The sequence below is a fragment of the Paenibacillus sp. Paensp111 genome (assembly GCF_059492195.1).
This window is the reverse complement of sequence record NZ_CP168527.1, coordinates 348,185-367,859: the sequence shown is the minus strand read 5'-3', so window position 1 is coordinate 367,859 and position 19,675 is coordinate 348,185. Positions and strand designations below refer to the sequence as shown.

The window sequence follows — 19,675 nt, the reverse complement described above, 5'->3', positions numbered from 1 at the left end:
TTTATCCGAGAAAGGCCGAGCGTGTAAATGGACATAACAAGACCGCTTAATATATAAAAAGGGTCTCTTGAATTAGACAGACTTCGTCCATTTCAATTCCTCCGCTGGCATTACCCAGATCAGGTATAACGGTCGATAGTGGAATTCCTACCCTCTCAGCCCAAAACCTTGAGCTCCCGCTTGATATGCAGTTGTCGCTACCATCTTAACCTAACCATGCTAGATTTACAATCTTTTGCTATCTTCATTCCGTCTTCTAACCTCACTTCCCAGTGCTCTACTTATTGTATGTTTGGGAGAATAGAGGTATGCTATTAAGCTGAGTAAAAATATGTATTCGATTACTTTATATATAAGTTGAACTCGATTTACATGCTAGTCAGCCGTATGAAATGTTCCTACGATCGCTGTTGTCCTCAGACTTCTTAATTGAATTTTTATAGGTGGAAATCTAATCATAAAGAATATGCTTCCGATGTAGCTTTCTTTCAGAAAGCTTGTAGGCGAACGCTCCGCTTCTCCGGAATCATTTCACACTCTTGCCTATAAGTAATTCTTAAATTCAACTTATATAGAAGTCGAACTTATATACCGTATAAATGAAGGTGAATGTGATGGGAGAATCCATTTTTAATAAAATACCTTCGGGCGCCGCCCAGCAGCGTGTTCCCGAAGCCAGGATGGCTGCAGCCCGGACCAGCCGCGAGGTGGTCGGCACAGGAGATCCGGATGCCGCCTATTTCCGCACGCTGGAGGCCAGCGACATCCTGCTGAATGCCTCGCAGATCGCTGCCGTCCGCCATTTTAAGGGACCGCTGCTGACTCTCGCCGGAGCCGGGTCCGGCAAAACCTCCGTCTTGATCTGCCGCACCGGCTACCTGCTCTCGGTAAGACGTGTCGATCCACGGGAAATCCTACTGCTAACCTTCTCCAGCAAGGCTGCTCAGGAGATGCGGGACCGGATTGCTGTACTGCCCGGCATTCATCCACAGGATATCCGCCTCCTACAGGCGCGGACGTTCCACTCCTTCTTCCTGCAGCTGATTCGCAGGCAGGGCAATGAGCTGGAAATTTGGAGTGAGACCCGCAGACAGCATATCCTGCTCAAGCAGATGATGCGGGAAATGGGCCTTCAGGACGCCTATCAGCCGGAGACGTTGCTGTCTATGCTCTCCTCGTACAAGACCAATCTGATTGATATACCTGATATGCCTGAAGACAGTGTGACCGAGCGGGAGACCAAGCGGATTCTTCTACAGTATGAACAATGGAAACTGGATCACGAGAAGATGGACTTCGACGATGTGCTGATCCTGGCCTACCGATTGCTTAAGGGGAACCCCAACCTGCTGCGCACCATTCAGGATCGCTTCCGTTATATAATGGTCGATGAATTCCAGGATACGAACCATCTGCAGTATGAGCTGGTCAAGCTGATTGCCGCCCCGCAGGACCACCTGATGGTCGTTGGCGACGATGATCAGACGATCTATTCATTTAATGGAGCGCGCAGCGAGTATATTCTGGAATTCGAGAAGACGTATCCAAGGGCCAAAGTCATTACGCTTGATATCAATTACCGCTCCGGCACCCGGATTGTGGGCCTTGGCAATGAAGTGATCCGGCATAACAAGCACCGCAGAAGCAAGACGCTGGCGGCTGTAAAATCAGGAGCTTCAGGGCCAATGTACACGCGCCCGCTTACCAGTGACGAGGAAGCACGGCTGGCCCTGGACCGCATCGAGCATGAGGTTCGGGCCGGCAAGCGGACCTACGGTGATTACGCCGTGCTCTACCGGGCAACCAGCAACAACCGGGCTATTCTGGAACAGCTGATGATCCGTGAAATCCCATATATTGAGTATGGGGATGGCCAGCTTCTCTATGAGAACGCCCTTGTACTTCCCCTGGTGGACCACTTAAGACTAGGACTCAACCGGCGCGATTTCACCGCCATGGAGAGTGTGCTGCCGACCCTCTACATCAACCGGGAACGGGGAATGTCCCATATTGTGCAGCAGGAATCTGCCCGGGCCAAGAAAGGCCCGCTGGTTCATTTGCTGACCTTGTCCGGGCTTAAGGACTTCCAGTTGACCAAGATCCAGGACAGGCTGGAGCTGATCCGCATTCTATCCTCAATGAAGCCTGCGGCGGCCATCGCCCTGATGAGGGAGAAATTCTATAATGCTTATGTCGAGGCGGATGAACGGAAGCTGCTGACCCAGCACAAGGAAATGATCAAGGAAATGCTGGACGAGCTGGAGGCTTCGGCTGAACGCTTTGATACGGTAGCGAGCTTCCTTGGATTCATCAGCGATGTGATCCAGAAGAGCCGGGAGCAGAGCAGCGACAAGTCCCGTGAACAGGGGAACCGTGTCGCCCTGATGACCATCCACCGGTCCAAGGGACTCGAGTTCCCGGTCGTGATGCTGATCGGCGCCATTGAAGGCAGCCTGCCGCACAGCTCGGCGATTGAGGCCGACCGCATGAAGGATACCGCCTATCCTGAAGCGGGCGGTGCCTCCAAAGGGGCCGCCGCCCTGGAAGAGGAGCGGCGGCTGGCCTACGTCGCGATCACCCGCGCCAAGGAGGAGCTGATCATCAGCTCCCCCGCAAGGTACCGCGGCAAGAAAGCGGCCGTCTCCCGCTTTCTGCTCTCGGCCTTCGGCGGCGAGGCAGCCGAAGGCGCGGTCACCCCTTCGAGCGCTTCGCGGGCTCGAAGTGAAGTGGCTGCGGGCTCAGGCTACGCCCGCAGCGGGGGCCGGTCTTCGGGCGCTTCGCCCGCCCGAAGCGGCAGTTCAGCGGCGGCGGCGCGAACAGAGAGCGTCGCCGCCTGGCTGTGCCAAGGTCCAGGCTGTATCGCCTGGACACGGGTGACGGCGAGGGACCATGGCCTCGCCGCGAAGGTCTGCCCCCTGTGCGGGAAGCCCATGCACAGGGGCCGCAAGGACGTGCCGGTCTGAGCGCGGCACGTCCACGCTTGCTTGCCGGAAGGCCGCGCCGCTTCCGGCACTCCTCAGACCAACATAGACCAAGCAGCCCCCGAAGTGCGGACATGGAGAACGTCCGCTCCTCGGGGGCTTTTGTCTATAACACGGGCAGCCTCTTCAACTAACAGACAGGAACCCCACCAAATAGCTATGAGCAAAGTTTATATGATATCAGATGTTCAGTTAAACGAGTTTCTATAATCCATTGGAGATCGATTCGTTTTGCTTTTAAAAAGCTTGCTAAAAGATTGAGGATGTTCAAATCCCATTAGGTATGCGATTTCGCTAACCGACAATGTTGAAGTTACCAAGTAATCCTTGGCCTTCTCAATTAGCTTATTGTGGATATGCTTCTGTGCGCTCTGTCCCGTAATTTTTCGCAGCATATCGCTTAAATAGTTAGGAGATATATTCAGTTTGCCGGAAAGATACTGCACCGTCGGCAGTCCTATTTGCTGCACCAATTCTCCATTAAAGTATTCTGTTAACAGATCGTCTATTTGTACCAACAGATCCATGCTTGCTGTTGTTCGAGTGATGAATTGTCTGTTATAAAACCTATTCGTGTAATTGAGCAGCACATCAAGATATGACACCATTACATCTTGACTGTACATGTCTATTGGCGAATGGTATTCTCGCTGGATATTATCCATAATATTCACAATCATTTTTTCTTCATTCTCGGATAGATGCAATGCCTCATTTACTTCGTATGAAAAGAAACCATACTCTTTAATTCTTTTACCTAACGGATAGTTCCTTATTAAATCGGGATGAAAAAACAGCCACCACCCGGCAGCCTCCATATTATCAAGGTCATCAATAAAAACGGTCTGTCCGGGTGACATCAAGGACATAAAGCCCTCATCAAAATCGTAATAGTTTTGGCCATATCTGATTTTGTTTTTGACATTTCTTTTTAATGAAATATTAAATAGTTCAAACGAGACTCTAACGGAATCAAAGTTTAGACGTGGAATATTTTCTATTTTAATGACACTAATTAACGGGTGATCCGGTTTCTGAATACCAAGTACATAATGCAATTCCGAAATAGAGTGTATATTTATAGTTTGAAAATTTTTATTGGTCATTTAAATCTTCTCCATTTCCAAACTGCGCTAATTAGAAATTGTACGTAAATCCCACTAGTTTTTCAGAAACTTCCCAGAGTTTCTTAGCCAGCTTGGCGTCGTATGATTTATCACTTGAATTCACCTTTTCAGGATAGCCACGGAGCTCAAACCACTTCGTCGGTCCAAAATATTCAGACCCAGCTAAGTTTTCTTCTGTTGCTGCTCTTAAAACGGGCAAAGTTCCTATTTCAATCTTTTGCGCAATTAACTTGTTAGCTGCTGCTGCCAGCAGCCCTTGTGACCTTTGAAGTTCGGTAGCCGTATAGCCTGGATGTGCTGCTGTAGCCACACTATCTTGTTTATGAATTTTGAAACGTCGGTCTAACTCATATGTAAATAGAAGATTTGCTAATTTACTTTGTGCATACGCCTTGGCTTTGTTATACCTCTTTTCAAAGTTTAGGTCGTCAAAATGAATATCCCCGCCATATTTGTGGAGAGCACTGCTTTGGGTAACCACTCTTGATTGAGGTGTCTTCTTAAGGACGTCCAGAATCAAACCAGTCAATAAGAAATGTCCCAAATGATTCGTGCCAAAGTGTGTTTCAAAACCTTGCTTTGTTACTTCTCGTTGTTTAGGGTACATAATACCCGCATTATTGATTAAAATATTCAAATTTGAATACTTTGCGTGAAATTCTTTCGAGAATTTATGAATGGAGTCAAAATCGGATAAGTCCAAATGCATCAAGTCCACTTGGGCATTATTATTTTTATTTATTATTTTTGAAACTGCGTGTTTTCCCTTTTCAAGATTACGAACTGCCAGGATAATTTTTGCACCTTTTGCACTTAAAATAGTCGATGCTTCAAGTCCAAGCCCGCTGTTTGCACCTGTTATTAAAATGATTTTCCCCTCTTGATTTGTAATTTTGTCAGATGTCCATCCGTTATTATCCATCCCGTTATCCCCCTAATTTGTCGAGCTACTTCCTATACCCTTAGTATACAGAAATTTTCTAGATAGCTGGATAGCCGAATCCCTGATCGTTGTAGTAAGAATGAGGATTTGTAATAGGTGCTTGTAACACAAAAGAAGACATCTTCCTTTAGAGGTCGATGTCTTTCTTTGACATTGGAGTGGCTTCTTGGCTTCAATCTGGTAACAGTCTAGAACTTAATCACCCCGCATACTTCTTAAGCACGATCACCGCATTGTGCCCGCCGAACCCAAATGAGTTCGACAATCCGATCTCGAACTTGCCCGTCCGGGCCGTGTTCGGCACATAATCAAGATCGCAGCCTTCACCTGCCTGGTCCAGGTTGATCGTTGGCGGCACAATTCCTTCCCGCAATGTCTGTACTAGAGCGATGGCTTCGGCCCCGCCTGCAGCTCCGAACATGTGGCCCAGCATGGATTTGTTGGCCGTGACCGGAACCTGGTAAGCCGCCTCACCCAGCAGCTTCTTGATCGCCTGCGTCTCCGCCAGGTCGCCCACTTCCGTACTGGTCGCATGGGCACTGATCACATCGATATCCTGCGGAGTAAGACCCGCCGACTTGACGGCGCTCTTCATCGCCAGATAACCACCGATGCCCTCCGGGTGAGAAGCCACCATGTGGTAGGCATCCGAGCTTGCCCCGTAGCCAATCACTTCCCCATAGATTTGCGCGCCGCGCTTCTGGGCATGGGTCAGGGATTCCAGTACAAGTATACCCGCACCCTCGCCCATTACGAACCCGTCCCGATCCGCATCGAACGGCCGGCTGGCCTTGGATGGCTCCTCATTTCGGACGGAAAGCGCCGTAGCATTCCCGAATCCGGCCAAGGCAATGGGGTGCGCAGCGGCCTCCGTTCCCCCGGCAAAAATCACATCCGCGTCTCCGCTGCGAATCACGCGCCAAGCCTCACCGATCGCCGTATTTCCGATTGAACAAGCCGTGACCGGCGAGAGTGTCGGTCCCATCGCGCCGAAGTGAATGCTGATCAGCGCCGCGGCCATATTGGAGATCATCATCGGAACCAGGCTAGGGCTGACTCTGCCCGGACCGCGTTCGCGCAGCAGATCGACGTTATTCACCAGCGTCTCAATGCCGCCAATGCCTGAGCCCACATAGACCCCGAGACGTTCCCGGTCGATCTGATCCAGCTTCAGGCCGGAATGCTCAAGCGCCTGCTCCGCTGCCGCAAGCCCGAGCTGGCTGAACCTGTCCATCTTGCGGGCTTCCTTGCGTCCCCATCTGCCTTCGGGATCAAGTCCCCTGACCAGGCCCGCAATCCGGGTCTTGTATGCTGAGACATCAAAGGTATCAATCGTGCGGATACCCGATTTCCCTTCCTTAAGACCATTCCAGAATGTATCCAATTCATTTCCAAGGGGCGACATAATCCCCATTCCTGTAATCACTACTCTTTCCATCTTGGCATCTCTCCCTTGCGATCTAAGTTTATCTTGTCTCTATTCTATCCATCCATTATCCTATTACAAGTGTGTGGTTATCCTAGTATAATTAGCACTAGAATAAACTTGTAAAGGACGATTGCCATGAAGCCGGAAGCAAGACTCGAAGCTCTATCTGAATTTCTCAAAACCCAGCGCTCCAAGCTTCACCCTCATACCGTAGGTCTTCCCCCCGGTACGCGGCGCAGAACTCCTGGACTCCGCAGGGAAGAAGTGGCCGCTCTCGCCGGAGTCAGCACGACATGGTATACCTGGCTTGAGCAGGGCCGGGATATCAAGGTGTCTGCCTCTGTCCTGGATGCCATTGCAGGGGCACTTCAGCTGAACAGCGATGAGCGCAAATATTTATATGATCTGGCCCTGGAGTCGGGTTCACATACGAAGCCTGCAATTGAAGATGCTGGCACGGTCATCAGCCCTTCGCTCGGCCGAATTCTGCAGGAGCTGAAATATTGTCCGACCATCATTTCTGACCGCAAGTGCCAGATTGTGGGTTGGAATGCTGCGGCCTCGCACGTATTCCTTAATTTCGACCTGATTCCCGTAGCCGAGCGGAATATGATCGAGCTGCTGTTCAACAAGAAGGAGCTCCGCAGTCTAGCCGTGAACTGGGAACATTTTGTTCGGGGATTCCTGTCCATCTTCCGCGCATACTACGGACAGTACGTAGCTGATCCCTGGTATTCGGATTTTATTGATAAAATGACCCGCCAGTACCCTGACTTTCAAGCGCTCTGGAACGAAAGTGACGTCAGCTCCGCGCCCGAAGTGATGATTGAGTTCCGGCATGCACGGGCCGGCAAGATGCTGTTCAACCTGACCTCCCTTCAGGTTCATGGCACCGCTGATCTAAGGTGCAGCGTCTATACCCCGGTCCAGGATTCCAACACCGAGACCAAGCTCAGCAAGCTGATGAAGGACAGCAATCTATAGAAGAACAGAGTATTCTTTTAGGGACAAATCCCTCCTTGAAGCAAAAATATGTAGAAATATGCCATCTGCCATAGTAAGATATATCCATATTTGCCTTGCATGTAGGAGAACCAGCCTATAGGGCAGATATTCAAACTCCATCAAAATGAGAAAAAGGGATGATTCAAAGTGCAAAAGTACAGAAAGAGAAATACGCCTGCGTTCACATTTCTAGCTTATTTCACATTTTTTGCAGGTGTCGCGTTGTTCTTGATCGGGATTTATAATGCCGACATGCAGCTCAACGAAAAAGGATACTATATCGCTGTGATGATTCTGGTAGCTGTAGGGGCCATTCTGACCCAGAAAGTAACCCGGGATAACAGTGAGGATAACGAAATTATTGCGGAGCAGAGCCGCAGCAGCAGCCACAGCAGCTAGATTGAATGAAGGTCATAAAAAACAGCCGTCCCCAGGTATTCACCTTGGAACGGCTGTTTTTTTATCTTAACTAAGCTCGCTTATCCGCGAGGGCCCGCTCACTTCTGCTGCTTCTCCTGCTCCTTCAGATAGTCCCTGGTTCTTCGGAGATATTCGGGGGCATCCATTGGATCCGCCGCGATCATCTCAATGATGCAAAGCCGGCCCTGAGCCTGCGCCGCCTCTGCCTGATCCATGGCTTCATCCAGTTCTCCATTGGTCTGCACCCGTGCGGTATAAGCCTTCCCGCCGAAGGCCTCAGCCAGCTTTGTATAAGACCACATCGGCACCTCGTTGTACCGCTGCTGCTCGGTCTTCACATTCAAGTACTTCTCAATCGTGTAACCGTCATTATTCAGCACAAAAATAATCGGGCTGCAGCCATTCACCAGCATAGAGCTGATCTCCTGTACCGTCAGCTGCAGCGAACCGTCGCCGGTGAAGAGAAGCACCCGGCGTCCCGGCGCAGCTATGCATGCCCCAAAGGCAGCGGGCGTAGCATACCCGATGCTCTCCCAGCCCGCCTGAGCGATATAATTTGCTCCCTCCGGCAGTCTGATCTGGGAGATTCCGTTCATGAACGTTCCCGTCTCGGCAACCACAATATCCCCCTCCTTCAGCATTCGCTGAATCCGCGGATAATAAGCATCGGCGGTTAAGGGCTGCTCCGCGGCGACATCTGCCGCTTCCTGCTCGTAAGGAAAAGAGAGGCTTGGCAGATCTCCTTCATGCTTGAACCCCACCTTTTGCAGCTCACGCAGCATATCCTCGGCCTTAATATTCATGTATACCGCTTCTCCGATCTTGACGGATTCCGGCTGAATATTAATCGTCCTCATAGGATCCAGCTTGGCGGTGAAATTGGCCGTATTGCTGTCAGACCAGATGAGCCCCGCGGCGATTACGCAATCCGCCTCTTCCACGATGGTGCTGACCTGCTGGCTGCCAAAGGCTCCCCCGTACATCCCGATATAATTGGGGTGATGCTCATCGAACCCGCCCTTACCGAGCGGCATCGAGGCCACGGGTACGCTCAGGCCCTCAGCCAGTTCGCGAACCGGGTCCATGAGTCTATGACGCATGACCATGGAGTCGGACAGGATCACTGCCCGCTTCGAGCTGCCCAGCAGCTGCTGCGCATGAGTAACAGCCGCTTTCAGCGAGGATTCGCTGGTCTGCAGATCCTGGAGCGGAGCCCGCCGGGCGAGGATCGGCTTCATCACCAGATCGATGGCAACGACAAGATATACCGGCTTTTTCCTGCGCTTGGCAATATGAAGGGCTGCCGGAATCTCGATGGCCGCATTCTCGGGGGTAATCTCCGCCGTGTAGGCGGTGATGGAGCTGTACATTTTACGAAACACTTGGTAGTCGCCGTCATGCAGCGTATGATGCATCAGCTTATGGGCCTGCTGCACCATCGATTTGGGGGACCCGACAATATGCACGACCGGGACATTCTCGCTATAAGCACCCGCAATCGCATTACAGGCGCTCATCTCCCCTACCCCAAAGGTGGTAATCAAAGCCGAAATTCCCTTCATCCGCGCATAGCTGTCCGCCGCATACCCGGCGTTCAATTCATTGCGCCCGTTGATGAACCGGATTCCATCATATCGTTCCAGCGTATCCAGCAGGGTAAAGTTATAGTCGCCGGGCACCCCGAATATCTCCGTGATCCCTTCCGCCCTCAGGCAATCGAACAAATATTGACCTAATGATCTATTCTCGAGCTGCTTATCCTCGGTTCCCAGGTTCTTGTTCCTAACAGACATGTATATCTCTCCTCTACGGTTAGTCCACTTATGTAATTACCCTTACACCTTGTTATTTCTTCACTTTTGCAAAGAGAACGGAACTAATTGCACCTAACTATGCTAAGTATTTCCAAAAATGAGGCCCTAGAGTAGCCGGGGATTATAAAAAAAGCAGACCGGGGATACTCCCTGATCTGCCTTTATCAATATAATTGTTATCCGCTATTTGTCCAGCTGCTGCATAGCAGGATCGCGGAATGGATGGTCTTCTGGCTGGTTAACTTAAACCTGTTAGACTCTATGCAGCTCCCCTGAGAACACTTTCTCATAGATATTTAAGCCGTTAACCTCTCCTTTATAAGTGTATCCGCACCTCTGATAGAAGCTGTTCAATATTTCGTTACTTGCAATGCAATCAAGCCGTATCCGGTCCTTGCCGGGATAAGTAATCCCGGACTCAACCCAAGTCAGGATGTCCTGCCCGAGGCCTGTCCGCCCATAGCGGCGGTTAACCACCAAGCGGTGAAGATATACAGATAATCCGGGATCGTCCTGTGTCAGTCCCCACAAATTGCGGTCCCACTCACTTGGCTGCTGCTGCAAAATCACTGATGCGGCCAGTTCCCCGGTCTGGGTATCACGGAAGCAAATCACTTCATTACGCTTGACCGCACCAGAAAGATTATGGTCATCGTGTCCATTTAGCAATCCACCCCACTGTGTTGATCCTTTGCTGTGAAGCCATCTGGCTGTCTGCAAAATTAATTCATGTACCTCGTTGGTATCACTTAAGTTCGATATGGATGCACGTATATACTGATTTACATCTGAATGGTCAATATGGATTGTCGTTGTCATAGCACACCCCTGCTGGAATATTAGTTCATTCATATTAGCAACTCCTGAGGTAGGGCGTCAATCTTGCTGGCCTATGGTATCTCAGTGAGATCATCCCAACATTCCGGCCTGGGACAATGAAGGTCATGCATCTGCTTCCTAAGCCGATTCTCAATGAGTTTCCGGTCGGCACTTGACACTTCCCTTGCCATCTTGTATATTCAATGCAAACATATGTACTTACGTGGAAGCACCCGTAAGATCAGGCGAGATGCCTTTTCTTACGGGTGCTTTTTGGCGTGATCAGGCTCTGTGCAACAACGGCCTTGTATCCCAGAGCCGCAGTCTGCACCAGAAGGCAGCAGTTCCCACCACAGAACAGAGGCTCTCCATCATGCCCTGCCGCTTAAGTACATCAATCTATAGGAGGACCCACTTATGAACCTGAACAAATCAATGGCGGCCATTGTCCTTGCTGCTGTACTTGCCGCTTCGGTACCCTCATCCGTAATGGGATCAACCGCCCAGCTTACCGATTCGCTTAAGCTATCTGTAGAGAAGGCCGCGGCCTTGGCAGATGCGCCGCTAAAGAGTCAGATTACTGCATCCTTCAATGAATTATCCTCACTGCTTGCGCAGGCAGCCTCACTCGATGCAACCATCAAGAACGTACATTACGGGAACGAAGAAGCGGCGAGCGCCGTTCGCAAGCGGATCACGGCGATTGATGCGGACAAAGTCGCTCAGCTGGAGAAGCAGCTTCAGATGACCAAGGACAAATACAAGCCGATGTTCGTGCTCTACAGCTCCGTCAGCGGCACCAAATCGGCAACCGTGGAGATGCGGCTTGCCATTCAGCTCGCCAGAGAGGATATCAAGCAGAAGGAGAAGCAGCTGAAAGCCGCCAAAGATGAGAAGGCCAAGAAGATCAAGGACATTCGGGCTATCCTTGCAGGCACAGATTCAGTCAAAGTGCAGATCAAAGCTGCCAAAAGCGCTGCCGATATTCCCAAGAAGCGATACTCCGCTGAGTGGAGTGACTTTAAGCAGCTGCTGAAGAAGAAGGAAGCCAAGCGAACCGCTGATGCTCTGTCTGTCCTTGTCTCGCTAACCCGCCAGACTCTTGAACAGAAGAAGGGGATTCACGCTTTAGAGCTGAAGATCAGCGGAATCATCGCCAAAGCGAGGGCTCAAATTCCAGCGAAATAACTTAAATTCATGCACAGCAAAGACTGCCGGATTCATCCGGCAGTCTTTGTTCCCGCCATACCATCTGTTCAGATCACATTCACATTCTGCTTATGCCGGAACTCGGTTGGAGTCACCCCGAATCTCCGGCGGAATACCTGCGTGAAATGCCGCATGTCCTGGTATCCGATACGCTCGGCAATCTCGGCCAGCCGCAGCTTCGGGTTCAGCAGCAGCTTCTTCGCCTGCTCAAGACGCAAGGAAATGACGTAGTCCTTGTAACCCTGCCCCGTCTTCAGCTTGAACAGCTGGCTGAAGTAAGCCGGATTCAGGTAGACAACGGAAGCCACACGCTCGAGCGAGAGCTCTTCGTTATAGTGCTCCCTAATATATTCAAGTGCATCGTCAATCGACTTCTCCCCGCTGCCCTTAACGCGCTCAATAGACTGTACGGCGGATGCCTGTCTCATCTGCAGGACGATTTGCGGGATGGTGTTGAAGTCCTGATTGAGTCCGGAGACTGCAATATGGAAAGGAATCTTCAAATAATGGGTTAAATATCCCTTGACCAGTCCACTGAAGACATCAAGGTCTTCGTTAAGGACAACAAGGCCCAGCAGGCAGTTGGAATCAAAGCTGATAACGAACCCTTTTCCATTTGTATCAATCAGTTCAGACAGCACGTTCTCGACGATGAAATGCTCCAGGGCGTGATGACTCTCCGTCCCTTCGAGCTGTACCATCACCAGGAAGAATTCCGGATAGTCCTGTCTGAAGGACTTCATATCCAGATTCCCCGTATCCAGGCCTGATGCCAATCGGCGAAGAATGCCTTCGTGAAGGAACTTCAGATTCTTGCGAAGCTTCTCTTCTTCTCTCAGTCTCTCACTATCCTGCCGGATCTCAGTCTCCAGACTTTCCATCAGTTCAACCAGCCGTTTCTTGCCTATGGGCTTCAGCAGATAATCGCGAGCTCCCAATCTTACCGCCTCCTGGGCATAGGAGAACTCGGAATGTGCAGAGATTACAACCCATTTCACAAGCGGGTAGCGGTGCTTCGAGATCTTCATGAGTTCAAGTCCATTCATTCCAGGCATTAAGATGTCGGTAAGCACAATATCAATCCGGTGACTCCCCATGATTTGAACAGCCTCTGTGGCCTGGGCGGCTAAATGAACGTTATAATCGGGGCAGATCTGCTCGATCGTCCGTCTAATCCCCTCCCGGATGGCGCGTTCGTCATCCGCGATCAGGATATTCAGGGTGTTCATATTCTTCTCCTCCTTGGTTCTGTGGCAGTGGAATGATAAGGGTCACCGTAGTTCCTTCCCCGGGTATGCTGTAAATACCCAGACCAGATTCCTCGCCGAACATTATCTTCAGCCGCAGATGAAGATTCTGCAGCCCGATTCCACCCGGTCCTTTGCCAGATGGTCTTCTCTCATCCAATGAGGCCACGAGCCTCTCCAGGACAGCCGGCTCCATGCCGCAGCCGTTATCCGCAATCATAATTTTCAAATTCCGACCGTCTTCCCTCGCAGTTATCCGAAGCACACCCTGTCTGCCGCCCAGCGACTCCAGCCCATGCTTTACTGCATTCTCGATCACCGGCTGAAGCGTCATCTTCGGAATCCGAATGTTCATCCACCGCGGATCTGTCTCGGTCTCCACCTTCAGCCTTCCATCCAGCCGGAACAGGATAATGTTCAGATAATGATTAATCTGCTCAAATTCCTCCCCGAGGGTGACGTCCGCCCCTTCCTCCCAGTGGCTGCTGTACCGGAACATATGAGACAGCGACAGAATGATCTCACCCAGCTGCTCATTCCCGTCTCCCTTCTCATCCAGCATCCAGTAGATCATATCGAGCGTATTATAGAGAAAGTGCGGGTTCACCTGGGACTGCAGTGCATGCAGCTCTGCATTCTTCTCACTGACAGACGAGATCTTCACCCGTTCAATCAGCTCTTCAATCCGCCTCACCATCCGGTTAAAGGAGGCTACCAGGATGTTAATTTCAAGATAAGAGGTTACATTGAGCTCACCCCGGAAATTCCCCTTTTCGACCTGCTTCATCTCCCGGATCAGCCGCTTCAGCGGAGATGAGAACGTCTTCGAGACGATCGAGGCAATCAGGGCCGAGACGATGATTAGAATAGAGACGACGATCAGCAAATACCGCTTCATCTGCACCAGCTCGACATTCAGGTCCTTATCCGGCGTAATACTGACGACGGACCAATCGTTAAAAGGCAGCCGGGAAGCAATCAGCAGCTGATCATTGTCCTGCTGTACCACCATATTCTTCTCATTTCCGAGGTCTGGAATCGGCACTTTGGGACCAGCCTGAGGCGTGATGGATGTAGAGACCAGCCGGCCTCCTTTGGAGACGACATATACGCTGGAATGCTGCCCCAGCTTCAAATTGTTCAAAGCCTCAATAATCGGCTTGGGATTCGTCTCATACAGCACTACGCCAATCCGCTTATGTTCATCCAGGTCGAAGATCTGACGGCCGAAGGCAAAGACAGGCCTGCTTTGATTCTCATCAATCAGCGAGTGAGGAAATACGCCGAGCCAGACCATTTTACCCGAAGACGCCTGAATTTGGTTGTACCAATCCTGCTCCCGGTAATGGGGATCAATCACGTTGATGTAGTTGCCGTAGTTATATATTTTGCCTTTGTCTGTAATGATGTGTATCCCTACCATATCATCGCGGGAATAAAATATAGCGCCGATCATATTCGTAATGGACTGCTCGGTACTATAAGCCATGGCGGGCTCTGTATAATTCTCACTCAGCTTGCGAACCATGTCGAAGTTATTGTTCAGTGTCTTCGACAGACTGTCATAGCCTTTATACAGGAGATCGAAGAGTCCGACCGTCTGCGACACGTTCTTCTGAGCCAGGTTGCTTATCTTATCATGGAACTGTTCCGTGTTGCGGTTGTAATAGAGCAGGCTCACCACCAGCACAATCCCTGACATACAAAACAGAAACAGCAGGAACAACCGGTGGTTTATGGAATGAAAACCTCTTCTCAAAGGATTATCCCCCTCCCATCCAGCGTCCTGCTGTCCTTTTAAATTTCCTTTAAATTAAACTTATATAGCTCCATTATAGTAGGGCAGGGCGGGTCCGGCAATTCCAAAATTAGCCTTTGACTGCCCCCGCAACCATGCCTTTGGTGATCCGCTCGGATAGAATGAAGTAGATAAGAATTACAGGCAGCGCCCCCATGATCAGGAAGGCTCCGATATCTCCGTAGTTCACAGAGAATTGGCTGACGAATGTGTATACCCCGAACGGAAGGGTCTTGAGCTTCTCGGCCGAGATGAAGGTAGCGGCAAGAATGTACTCGTTCCATATGGTGATAAAGGTCAGAATGCACACGGTCATCATCGGCGGGACCGAAATCGGCATAATAATGCTGCGGAATATCCGGTACACGCTGGCCCCATCGACAAAGGCCGACTCCTCTATCTCATGCGGGAGCCCTTTCATGAATCCACTCAGAATGAACACCGCGATCGGGGTCGAGAAGGCCACATAGGGCAGAATGAGCGATAAATGCGTATTAAGAATATGGATATTCTTGAAAATAATCATCAGCGGCAGCAGGGTGGCCTGCATCGGGATCATCAGTCCCATCATGAAAATAAGCAGGATGACATTCCCGTAACGCCACCGGAACCGCGAGATTGCGTAAGCTACCATGGAGCTTAGCAGGATAACGCAGACCATCGTTACGACAGTGACCAGAACACTGTTGGATAAATACTTCAAATAACTGCCCTGTTTGTAGGCCTCGGCATAGTTATGCCACTGCCATGTCTTCGGGAGAGCGAAGAAGCTGCCGCCCAGGATCTCTTCGTTGGTCTTCAATGAATACAGGAACAGCCACAGCAGCGGGTACAGCTGGGTAATCACCGGAATCGCGAACAGAAGATACACGAATCCTTTTTTCACTTTACTCATTCTCGTGCACTTCCTTTCTATCCGACTTTTTTCTCTATACGGCTGAAGATCAGGTTAATGATAACGGTAAAGATCAGGCAGACGAGCACCAGGAAGGTAGCAATGGCACTGCCGTAACCATATTTCATGGACAGGAATGAACTGTTATACATGTGCGTGGAGATCACGTCTGTGGCATGAGCCGGGCCGCCGCCTGTCATAACCATGACCAGATCGAAAGCCTGCAAAGAGCCAATGAAAGCTAATACCACGGATATTTTGAAGATCGGTACGATCAGCGGCAGGGTAATATACCGATCTGCCTTGAAGCCGTCGGCACCGTCGATTTTGGCCGCTTCATAAATTTCACTCGGCAGATTCTGAATTCCGGTAAATTGAATCAACAGATGATAGCCGAAATACTGCCACAAGGAGACAAAATACAGACAGAACATAGCCAGGTTAGGCTCAGTCAGCCAGTTATGCACCCAGCTTGGAAGTCCCAGGGAGATCAGAACGCCGTTGAGCATCCCGCCCATGGAGGTAGGGTTATAGATGGTTTTCCACAATTGACCGATAATTACGACCGATAGGATAACTGGAGTAAAATACACAGATACCAAGGAATTTGCTCTTCTTACATAGCGATTCAGCAGGATGGCCATGAAGAGACACAAAGGGATTTCGAGCATGGATGCAACAGCATAGATTAAAGTCCTGCGGACCGACGGCCAGAAGACCGGGTCGTGATAGAACATATTCTTGAAATTGGCTAATCCTATGAACTTGGCGTCCGTAATGCCGTCCCAGCTTAAGAGTCCGGTATAGAACGATACAAGGATCGGGACAAACACCAGACATACATACAGCAGCAGACAAGGCAGTACGAAGACGGCAATAGTACGTCCGGGCACTTTCAACACATTCACGACTTCCGCCCCCTATGAATACAAGCTTGGTGCGAAGAAGCACTTGGCCACTTCGCACCATTTGAGTTATTTGTTCGCTTCAAATGCAGCCTGGTGCTCATCGGCTACCTGTTTGGAGTCTGTCTTCTGAACGAACAGGTTCTGGATGCTGCTCAAGTGAACCTGTGCGGTTGCCGGATTCATCGTGTTATCAAAGGCCAGATCGCCGCCCTTGATGTTGTTGAACAGACCAGCCACTTCAATCGCAAGATCAGAGTAACCTCCAGATTTCAGGTCACCTTCTACCTTTTGTCCAAGACCTACAGCGTTCTTATTTTCAAATTGTTTCTTAGGGAAATTAAGTGTGAAGTAGTTGAGGAAATCCTTGGTTTCCTGCAAATGCTCACTATTAGCAGAAATGGCGAATCCACTACCTGGCGCGAGCATGAAATCGTTCAGATCACCTTTACCGTTAATCGTCGGGAACTGGAACGCCCCTACTTTACCGGCTACAGAAGAAGCGTCAATGGCGCCTGTCTCCCAGGTTCCGATCACCCACATTGCAGCTTTACCGGATTTAAAGATGTTACCGCCCGCATTGGCATCAATGGAGGTTGCTCCGTCAGGGAATGCGCCAGCTTGAACGAGATCCTGGAAGCGGTCAACAGCTTCAATGAAAGCAGGATCATCAAATTTCTTCTTGCCCGCTACTACGTCCTTCAAGAAGCCAGGACCGCCGTTCGTGCGGAGCAGCATATTCATGAACAAGAAGGAACCCGTCCAGGAATCTTTCTCCCCGATCGCAAGCGGTGTGATGCCTTTGGCCTTAAGCGCCTTCACATCAGCCAGGAACTCATCAAACGTAGTAGGAACCTTCTCGATCCCTGCTTGCTTGAACAGGTCCTTGTTGTAATACACGACTTCGATATTGTTGCCATCGGGTAGTGCATACACATTGCCGTCGAAGCTGTAGTTGTCCAGAAGTCCAGTCTGGTAGGTCTCCTTCAATCCGTTCTTGTCGATCACATCATTCAGCGGAGCCAGCAATTTGGCATCCACGAACGGCTTCATTTGTGCGGATGGGTTAACAATCGTGATGTCTGGCACTTCCTTGGAAGCAGCCTGTGTCTTCAGCTTCATCTTCTGCTGGTCTGTGTTCAAGGTATCGAGTTCGATATGAATGTTCGGGTTAGCCTTCTCGTACTCTTCAACAAGCGTATGAAGGGTTTTATAAGTTGGGGTTGTCGGGTCTGGGTAAATGTTCTGGAACGTAATGGTAATTTTTTTGTCGCTTGCTTTGTCTCCGCCTGAGGATGCATTGCTGTCCGAACCGGAGTCGGACTTGGCCCCGCTCCCGCACGCAGCTAAGCTGAGTGTCAGCGCGCCTGCCATAAGAATGGAAAGCGTCTTTTTTAACGGTTGGTATACCATTGTGTAGCCCCCTTTTATTTGAAAAGTATATGGTTAATTATTAGCGATAACAGCGCTTCCAACAAGTTGGGGATTTCAGGAGAAAGGTGTGTTTTTTTTAGATTTGTATTTAAAAAAGCTGGGTAGATCGTTTGCACTCTATTCACTCTTGCCTGGGAGTAACTCTTAAATTCAAATTATATAGAATTGTCCCGTTCAAGCCAAAACAAGCTGAAGCCCGAAATTCCGGCTTCAGCTTGTGAGTGTATTGCTTATTTAAAGTAGGAGGTTGTGAGCGGTACGAACCAGTTCCCGCCCTCCTGAAGGTCTGCGTGCACGAATAGGCTTTGAACCCCACTGATATCGATCTCGTACGTCTTGAGTCCGTCGGCGACATTGACCTTATCGATCTTCAGCTTCGCATCTGTATCGCTGTCACTAACAAAGAACTCCTCAATATCCTTGCCTACTGCCGCGGTCTGCAGATACAGCTTCTGGTACTTTCCTTTTGGATACAACATAAATCCGCTGGAACGCCGGCTTGGTTCATTATCGAAGTAGACATATTTATAATCCTTGCCGTTATACGTTGTTAACTGAGGATCCTTCGTCCGGAAATCCCCGCCAGCACTATCGGCAATTGGAACACCGTCCAGCTTCTCGCCCAGGAAGATCGTATTCGTCTTGCCTTCATAATCAATAGCTACGCCAAGAGCATTAGAAATGGCACGTACCGGCAAGTATGTACTTCCATTGTACGTGATGGGTGCCAGTGCAGCCCCCTTGTCATTCTGCGGTTGGAACGGCTTCCCGTTCACCTTGAATTTGATCGAGGGATCAAGAAAAGCCTTGATCTGCTGCAGATTTGCGCCTGCATATACACCAGCTGAGGTGCTCATTAATAATGCTGCGGTCGCACCGGCTGCAATCCATTTCTTCTTCATGGGAACACTCCTTTTGAGGAAATATGCCAATTTTGGCAATTTGTATTTAGCATACCTGATTCACTACCTCATGAGTATAGTCCGATAGCAGCAAGCTTCCCCCGCACCTGATCCTAGCGCCCTACCTGAGATCGGGCAGAACCCCTTCATGACGGAATTTCAACATCCAGCCCCTGTCCTTCTCACAAAAATAGCGCCCGGGTCTCGTTGAGAGTCCCGGGCGCTTCGGCCTTAATCTAAAAATCCTTCTTCCTCTTCGGTGACATCATCAGTACGGCTCCTGCCAAGATAAGCACAAAGGCCATCAGCGGCTGACCCAGCACCATGTGGCTCAGCATAGAACCGATGGAGAATACGGCGAAGAACAGAAGCGAAATCACAGTGAGAATATTAATCGGAATGAGCAGCCATTTATTGCGGCTGCCGAACCAGTAGAGCTCGAACAGACCTACCGCAGGGGCCAAAATGAAGCCCGGCCACATCGTACCCCAGCTGTCGAACAACGTAGCCAGCTGGCACACCAGTCCCACCGTGAACAGGACTCCGCCCGGGACAAGCAAGCCAACGCCTCTGCGGCCCGTCATGGAGAAGTACAGCCAGTGCATCAGCAGGCCAAGCGGAATAATGAACAAGGTGGGCCAGAAGTATTCAAAAATAGTTCCCGGTCCCATTGAACCCGTCTTATTTAGAAACAGGTATGTTCCCAGCAGAATAAAGACAGGTCCGAAAATCGACTTTGAATTCATC

General features: G+C 50.1%; 16 protein-coding genes and 1 riboswitch. Of the genes, 4 read left to right on the top strand and 12 right to left on the bottom strand.

Features of this window, described 5'->3' with window-relative positions:
- Positions 1–79 precede the first annotated feature (79 nt).
- Positions 80–190, bottom strand: a riboswitch (TPP riboswitch).
- Between the two features lie 424 nt (positions 191–614).
- Positions 615–2,963, top strand: coding sequence for a UvrD-helicase domain-containing protein (locus tag ACEN86_RS01865; RefSeq protein ID WP_495632690.1), 2,349 nt, complete (start codon positions 615–617; stop codon positions 2,961–2,963).
- Between the two features lie 206 nt (positions 2,964–3,169).
- On the opposite strand, the gene ACEN86_RS01860 is transcribed toward ACEN86_RS01865, so the two are convergent.
- The 3 genes from ACEN86_RS01860 to fabF form a co-directional block, all read right to left on the bottom strand.
- Positions 3,170–4,087, bottom strand: a complete 918-nt coding sequence (locus tag ACEN86_RS01860; RefSeq protein ID WP_495632689.1) for a helix-turn-helix domain-containing protein — start codon at positions 4,085–4,087, stop codon at positions 3,170–3,172.
- 31 nt (positions 4,088–4,118) lie between these two features.
- Entirely contained in the window at positions 4,119–5,030 is a 912-nt protein-coding gene (locus ACEN86_RS01855; protein ID WP_495632688.1) for an oxidoreductase, read from the bottom strand.
- A gap of 220 nt (positions 5,031–5,250) precedes the next feature.
- Positions 5,251–6,489 (bottom strand): beta-ketoacyl-ACP synthase II, encoded by a 1,239-nt coding sequence (gene fabF / locus ACEN86_RS01850; RefSeq protein ID WP_495632687.1) that lies wholly within the window; start codon positions 6,487–6,489, stop codon positions 5,251–5,253.
- Positions 6,490–6,615: 126 nt separating this feature from the next.
- On the opposite strand from fabF, the gene ACEN86_RS01845 reads away from it, so the two are divergent.
- A complete protein-coding gene (locus tag ACEN86_RS01845) occupies positions 6,616–7,464 on the top strand; it encodes a helix-turn-helix transcriptional regulator (protein WP_495632686.1) in 849 nt (282 codons plus the stop codon).
- Between the two features lie 168 nt (positions 7,465–7,632).
- On the top strand, positions 7,633–7,884 hold the full coding sequence (locus tag ACEN86_RS01840; RefSeq protein WP_495632685.1) for a YiaA/YiaB family inner membrane protein: 252 nt from the start codon (positions 7,633–7,635) through the stop codon (positions 7,882–7,884).
- 98 nt (positions 7,885–7,982) lie between these two features.
- On the opposite strand, the gene ACEN86_RS01835 is transcribed toward ACEN86_RS01840, so the two are convergent.
- Both ACEN86_RS01835 and ACEN86_RS01830 read right to left on the bottom strand, forming a co-directional pair.
- The gene (locus tag ACEN86_RS01835; RefSeq protein ID WP_495632684.1) at positions 7,983–9,698 is read right to left on the bottom strand and encodes an alpha-keto acid decarboxylase family protein; all 1,716 of its coding nucleotides are present in this window, start codon (positions 9,696–9,698) and stop codon (positions 7,983–7,985) included.
- A gap of 273 nt (positions 9,699–9,971) precedes the next feature.
- The gene (locus ACEN86_RS01830; protein WP_495632683.1) at positions 9,972–10,571 is read right to left on the bottom strand and encodes a GNAT family N-acetyltransferase; all 600 of its coding nucleotides are present in this window, start codon (positions 10,569–10,571) and stop codon (positions 9,972–9,974) included.
- A gap of 384 nt (positions 10,572–10,955) precedes the next feature.
- Between ACEN86_RS01830 and ACEN86_RS01825 the strand changes: the two genes are divergently transcribed.
- The gene (locus ACEN86_RS01825; RefSeq protein WP_495632682.1) at positions 10,956–11,726 is read left to right on the top strand and encodes a hypothetical protein; all 771 of its coding nucleotides are present in this window, start codon (positions 10,956–10,958) and stop codon (positions 11,724–11,726) included.
- 68 nt (positions 11,727–11,794) lie between these two features.
- Here ACEN86_RS01825 and ACEN86_RS01820 read toward each other — a convergent pair whose 3' ends face one another.
- The 7 genes from ACEN86_RS01820 to ACEN86_RS01790 form a co-directional block, all read right to left on the bottom strand.
- Positions 11,795–12,967 (bottom strand): response regulator, encoded by a 1,173-nt coding sequence (locus ACEN86_RS01820; protein ID WP_495634189.1) that lies wholly within the window; start codon positions 12,965–12,967, stop codon positions 11,795–11,797.
- Positions 12,945–14,753 carry a cache domain-containing sensor histidine kinase gene (locus tag ACEN86_RS01815; protein ID WP_495632681.1) on the bottom strand — a complete coding sequence of 603 codons (1,809 nt, stop codon included), beginning with the start codon at positions 14,751–14,753 and terminating at the stop codon, positions 12,945–12,947. The genes ACEN86_RS01820 and ACEN86_RS01815 overlap by 23 nt, the downstream gene beginning before the upstream one ends.
- Before the next feature lie 109 nt (positions 14,754–14,862).
- Entirely contained in the window at positions 14,863–15,687 is an 825-nt protein-coding gene (locus ACEN86_RS01810) for a carbohydrate ABC transporter permease (protein WP_495632680.1), read from the bottom strand.
- A 17-nt stretch (positions 15,688–15,704) separates the two neighbouring features.
- Entirely contained in the window at positions 15,705–16,595 is an 891-nt protein-coding gene (locus ACEN86_RS01805) for a carbohydrate ABC transporter permease (protein ID WP_495632679.1), read from the bottom strand.
- A gap of 66 nt (positions 16,596–16,661) precedes the next feature.
- Entirely contained in the window at positions 16,662–18,005 is a 1,344-nt protein-coding gene (locus ACEN86_RS01800) for a sugar ABC transporter substrate-binding protein (protein WP_495632678.1), read from the bottom strand.
- A gap of 251 nt (positions 18,006–18,256) precedes the next feature.
- Positions 18,257–18,928 (bottom strand): stalk domain-containing protein, encoded by a 672-nt coding sequence (locus ACEN86_RS01795; RefSeq protein ID WP_495632677.1) that lies wholly within the window; start codon positions 18,926–18,928, stop codon positions 18,257–18,259.
- Between the two features lie 236 nt (positions 18,929–19,164).
- Positions 19,165–19,674 (bottom strand): hypothetical protein, encoded by a 510-nt coding sequence (locus tag ACEN86_RS01790; RefSeq protein WP_495632676.1) that lies wholly within the window; start codon positions 19,672–19,674, stop codon positions 19,165–19,167.
- Position 19,675: the final 1 nt, after the last annotated feature.

Excerpts from the sequence above, each read along its gene's own strand:
- ACEN86_RS01865 (WP_495632690.1), top strand. The coding sequence starts at position 615 with ATGGGAGAATCCATTTTTAATAAAATACCTTCGGGCGCCGCCCAGCAG.
- ACEN86_RS01860 (WP_495632689.1), bottom strand. The coding sequence starts at position 4,087 with ATGACCAATAAAAATTTTCAAACTATAAATATACACTCTATTTCGGAA.
- ACEN86_RS01855 (WP_495632688.1), bottom strand. The coding sequence starts at position 5,030 with ATGGATAATAACGGATGGACATCTGACAAAATTACAAATCAAGAGGGG.
- fabF (WP_495632687.1), bottom strand. The coding sequence starts at position 6,489 with ATGGAAAGAGTAGTGATTACAGGAATGGGGATTATGTCGCCCCTTGGA.
- ACEN86_RS01845 (WP_495632686.1), top strand. The coding sequence starts at position 6,616 with ATGAAGCCGGAAGCAAGACTCGAAGCTCTATCTGAATTTCTCAAAACC.
- ACEN86_RS01835 (WP_495632684.1), bottom strand. The coding sequence starts at position 9,698 with ATGTCTGTTAGGAACAAGAACCTGGGAACCGAGGATAAGCAGCTCGAG.
- ACEN86_RS01830 (WP_495632683.1), bottom strand. The coding sequence starts at position 10,571 with ATGAATGAACTAATATTCCAGCAGGGGTGTGCTATGACAACGACAATC.
- ACEN86_RS01825 (WP_495632682.1), top strand. The coding sequence starts at position 10,956 with ATGAACCTGAACAAATCAATGGCGGCCATTGTCCTTGCTGCTGTACTT.
- ACEN86_RS01810 (WP_495632680.1), bottom strand. The coding sequence starts at position 15,687 with ATGAGTAAAGTGAAAAAAGGATTCGTGTATCTTCTGTTCGCGATTCCG.
- ACEN86_RS01800 (WP_495632678.1), bottom strand. The coding sequence starts at position 18,005 with ATGGTATACCAACCGTTAAAAAAGACGCTTTCCATTCTTATGGCAGGC.
- ACEN86_RS01795 (WP_495632677.1), bottom strand. The coding sequence starts at position 18,928 with ATGAAGAAGAAATGGATTGCAGCCGGTGCGACCGCAGCATTATTAATG.
- ACEN86_RS01790 (WP_495632676.1), bottom strand. The coding sequence starts at position 19,674 with ATGAATTCAAAGTCGATTTTCGGACCTGTCTTTATTCTGCTGGGAACA.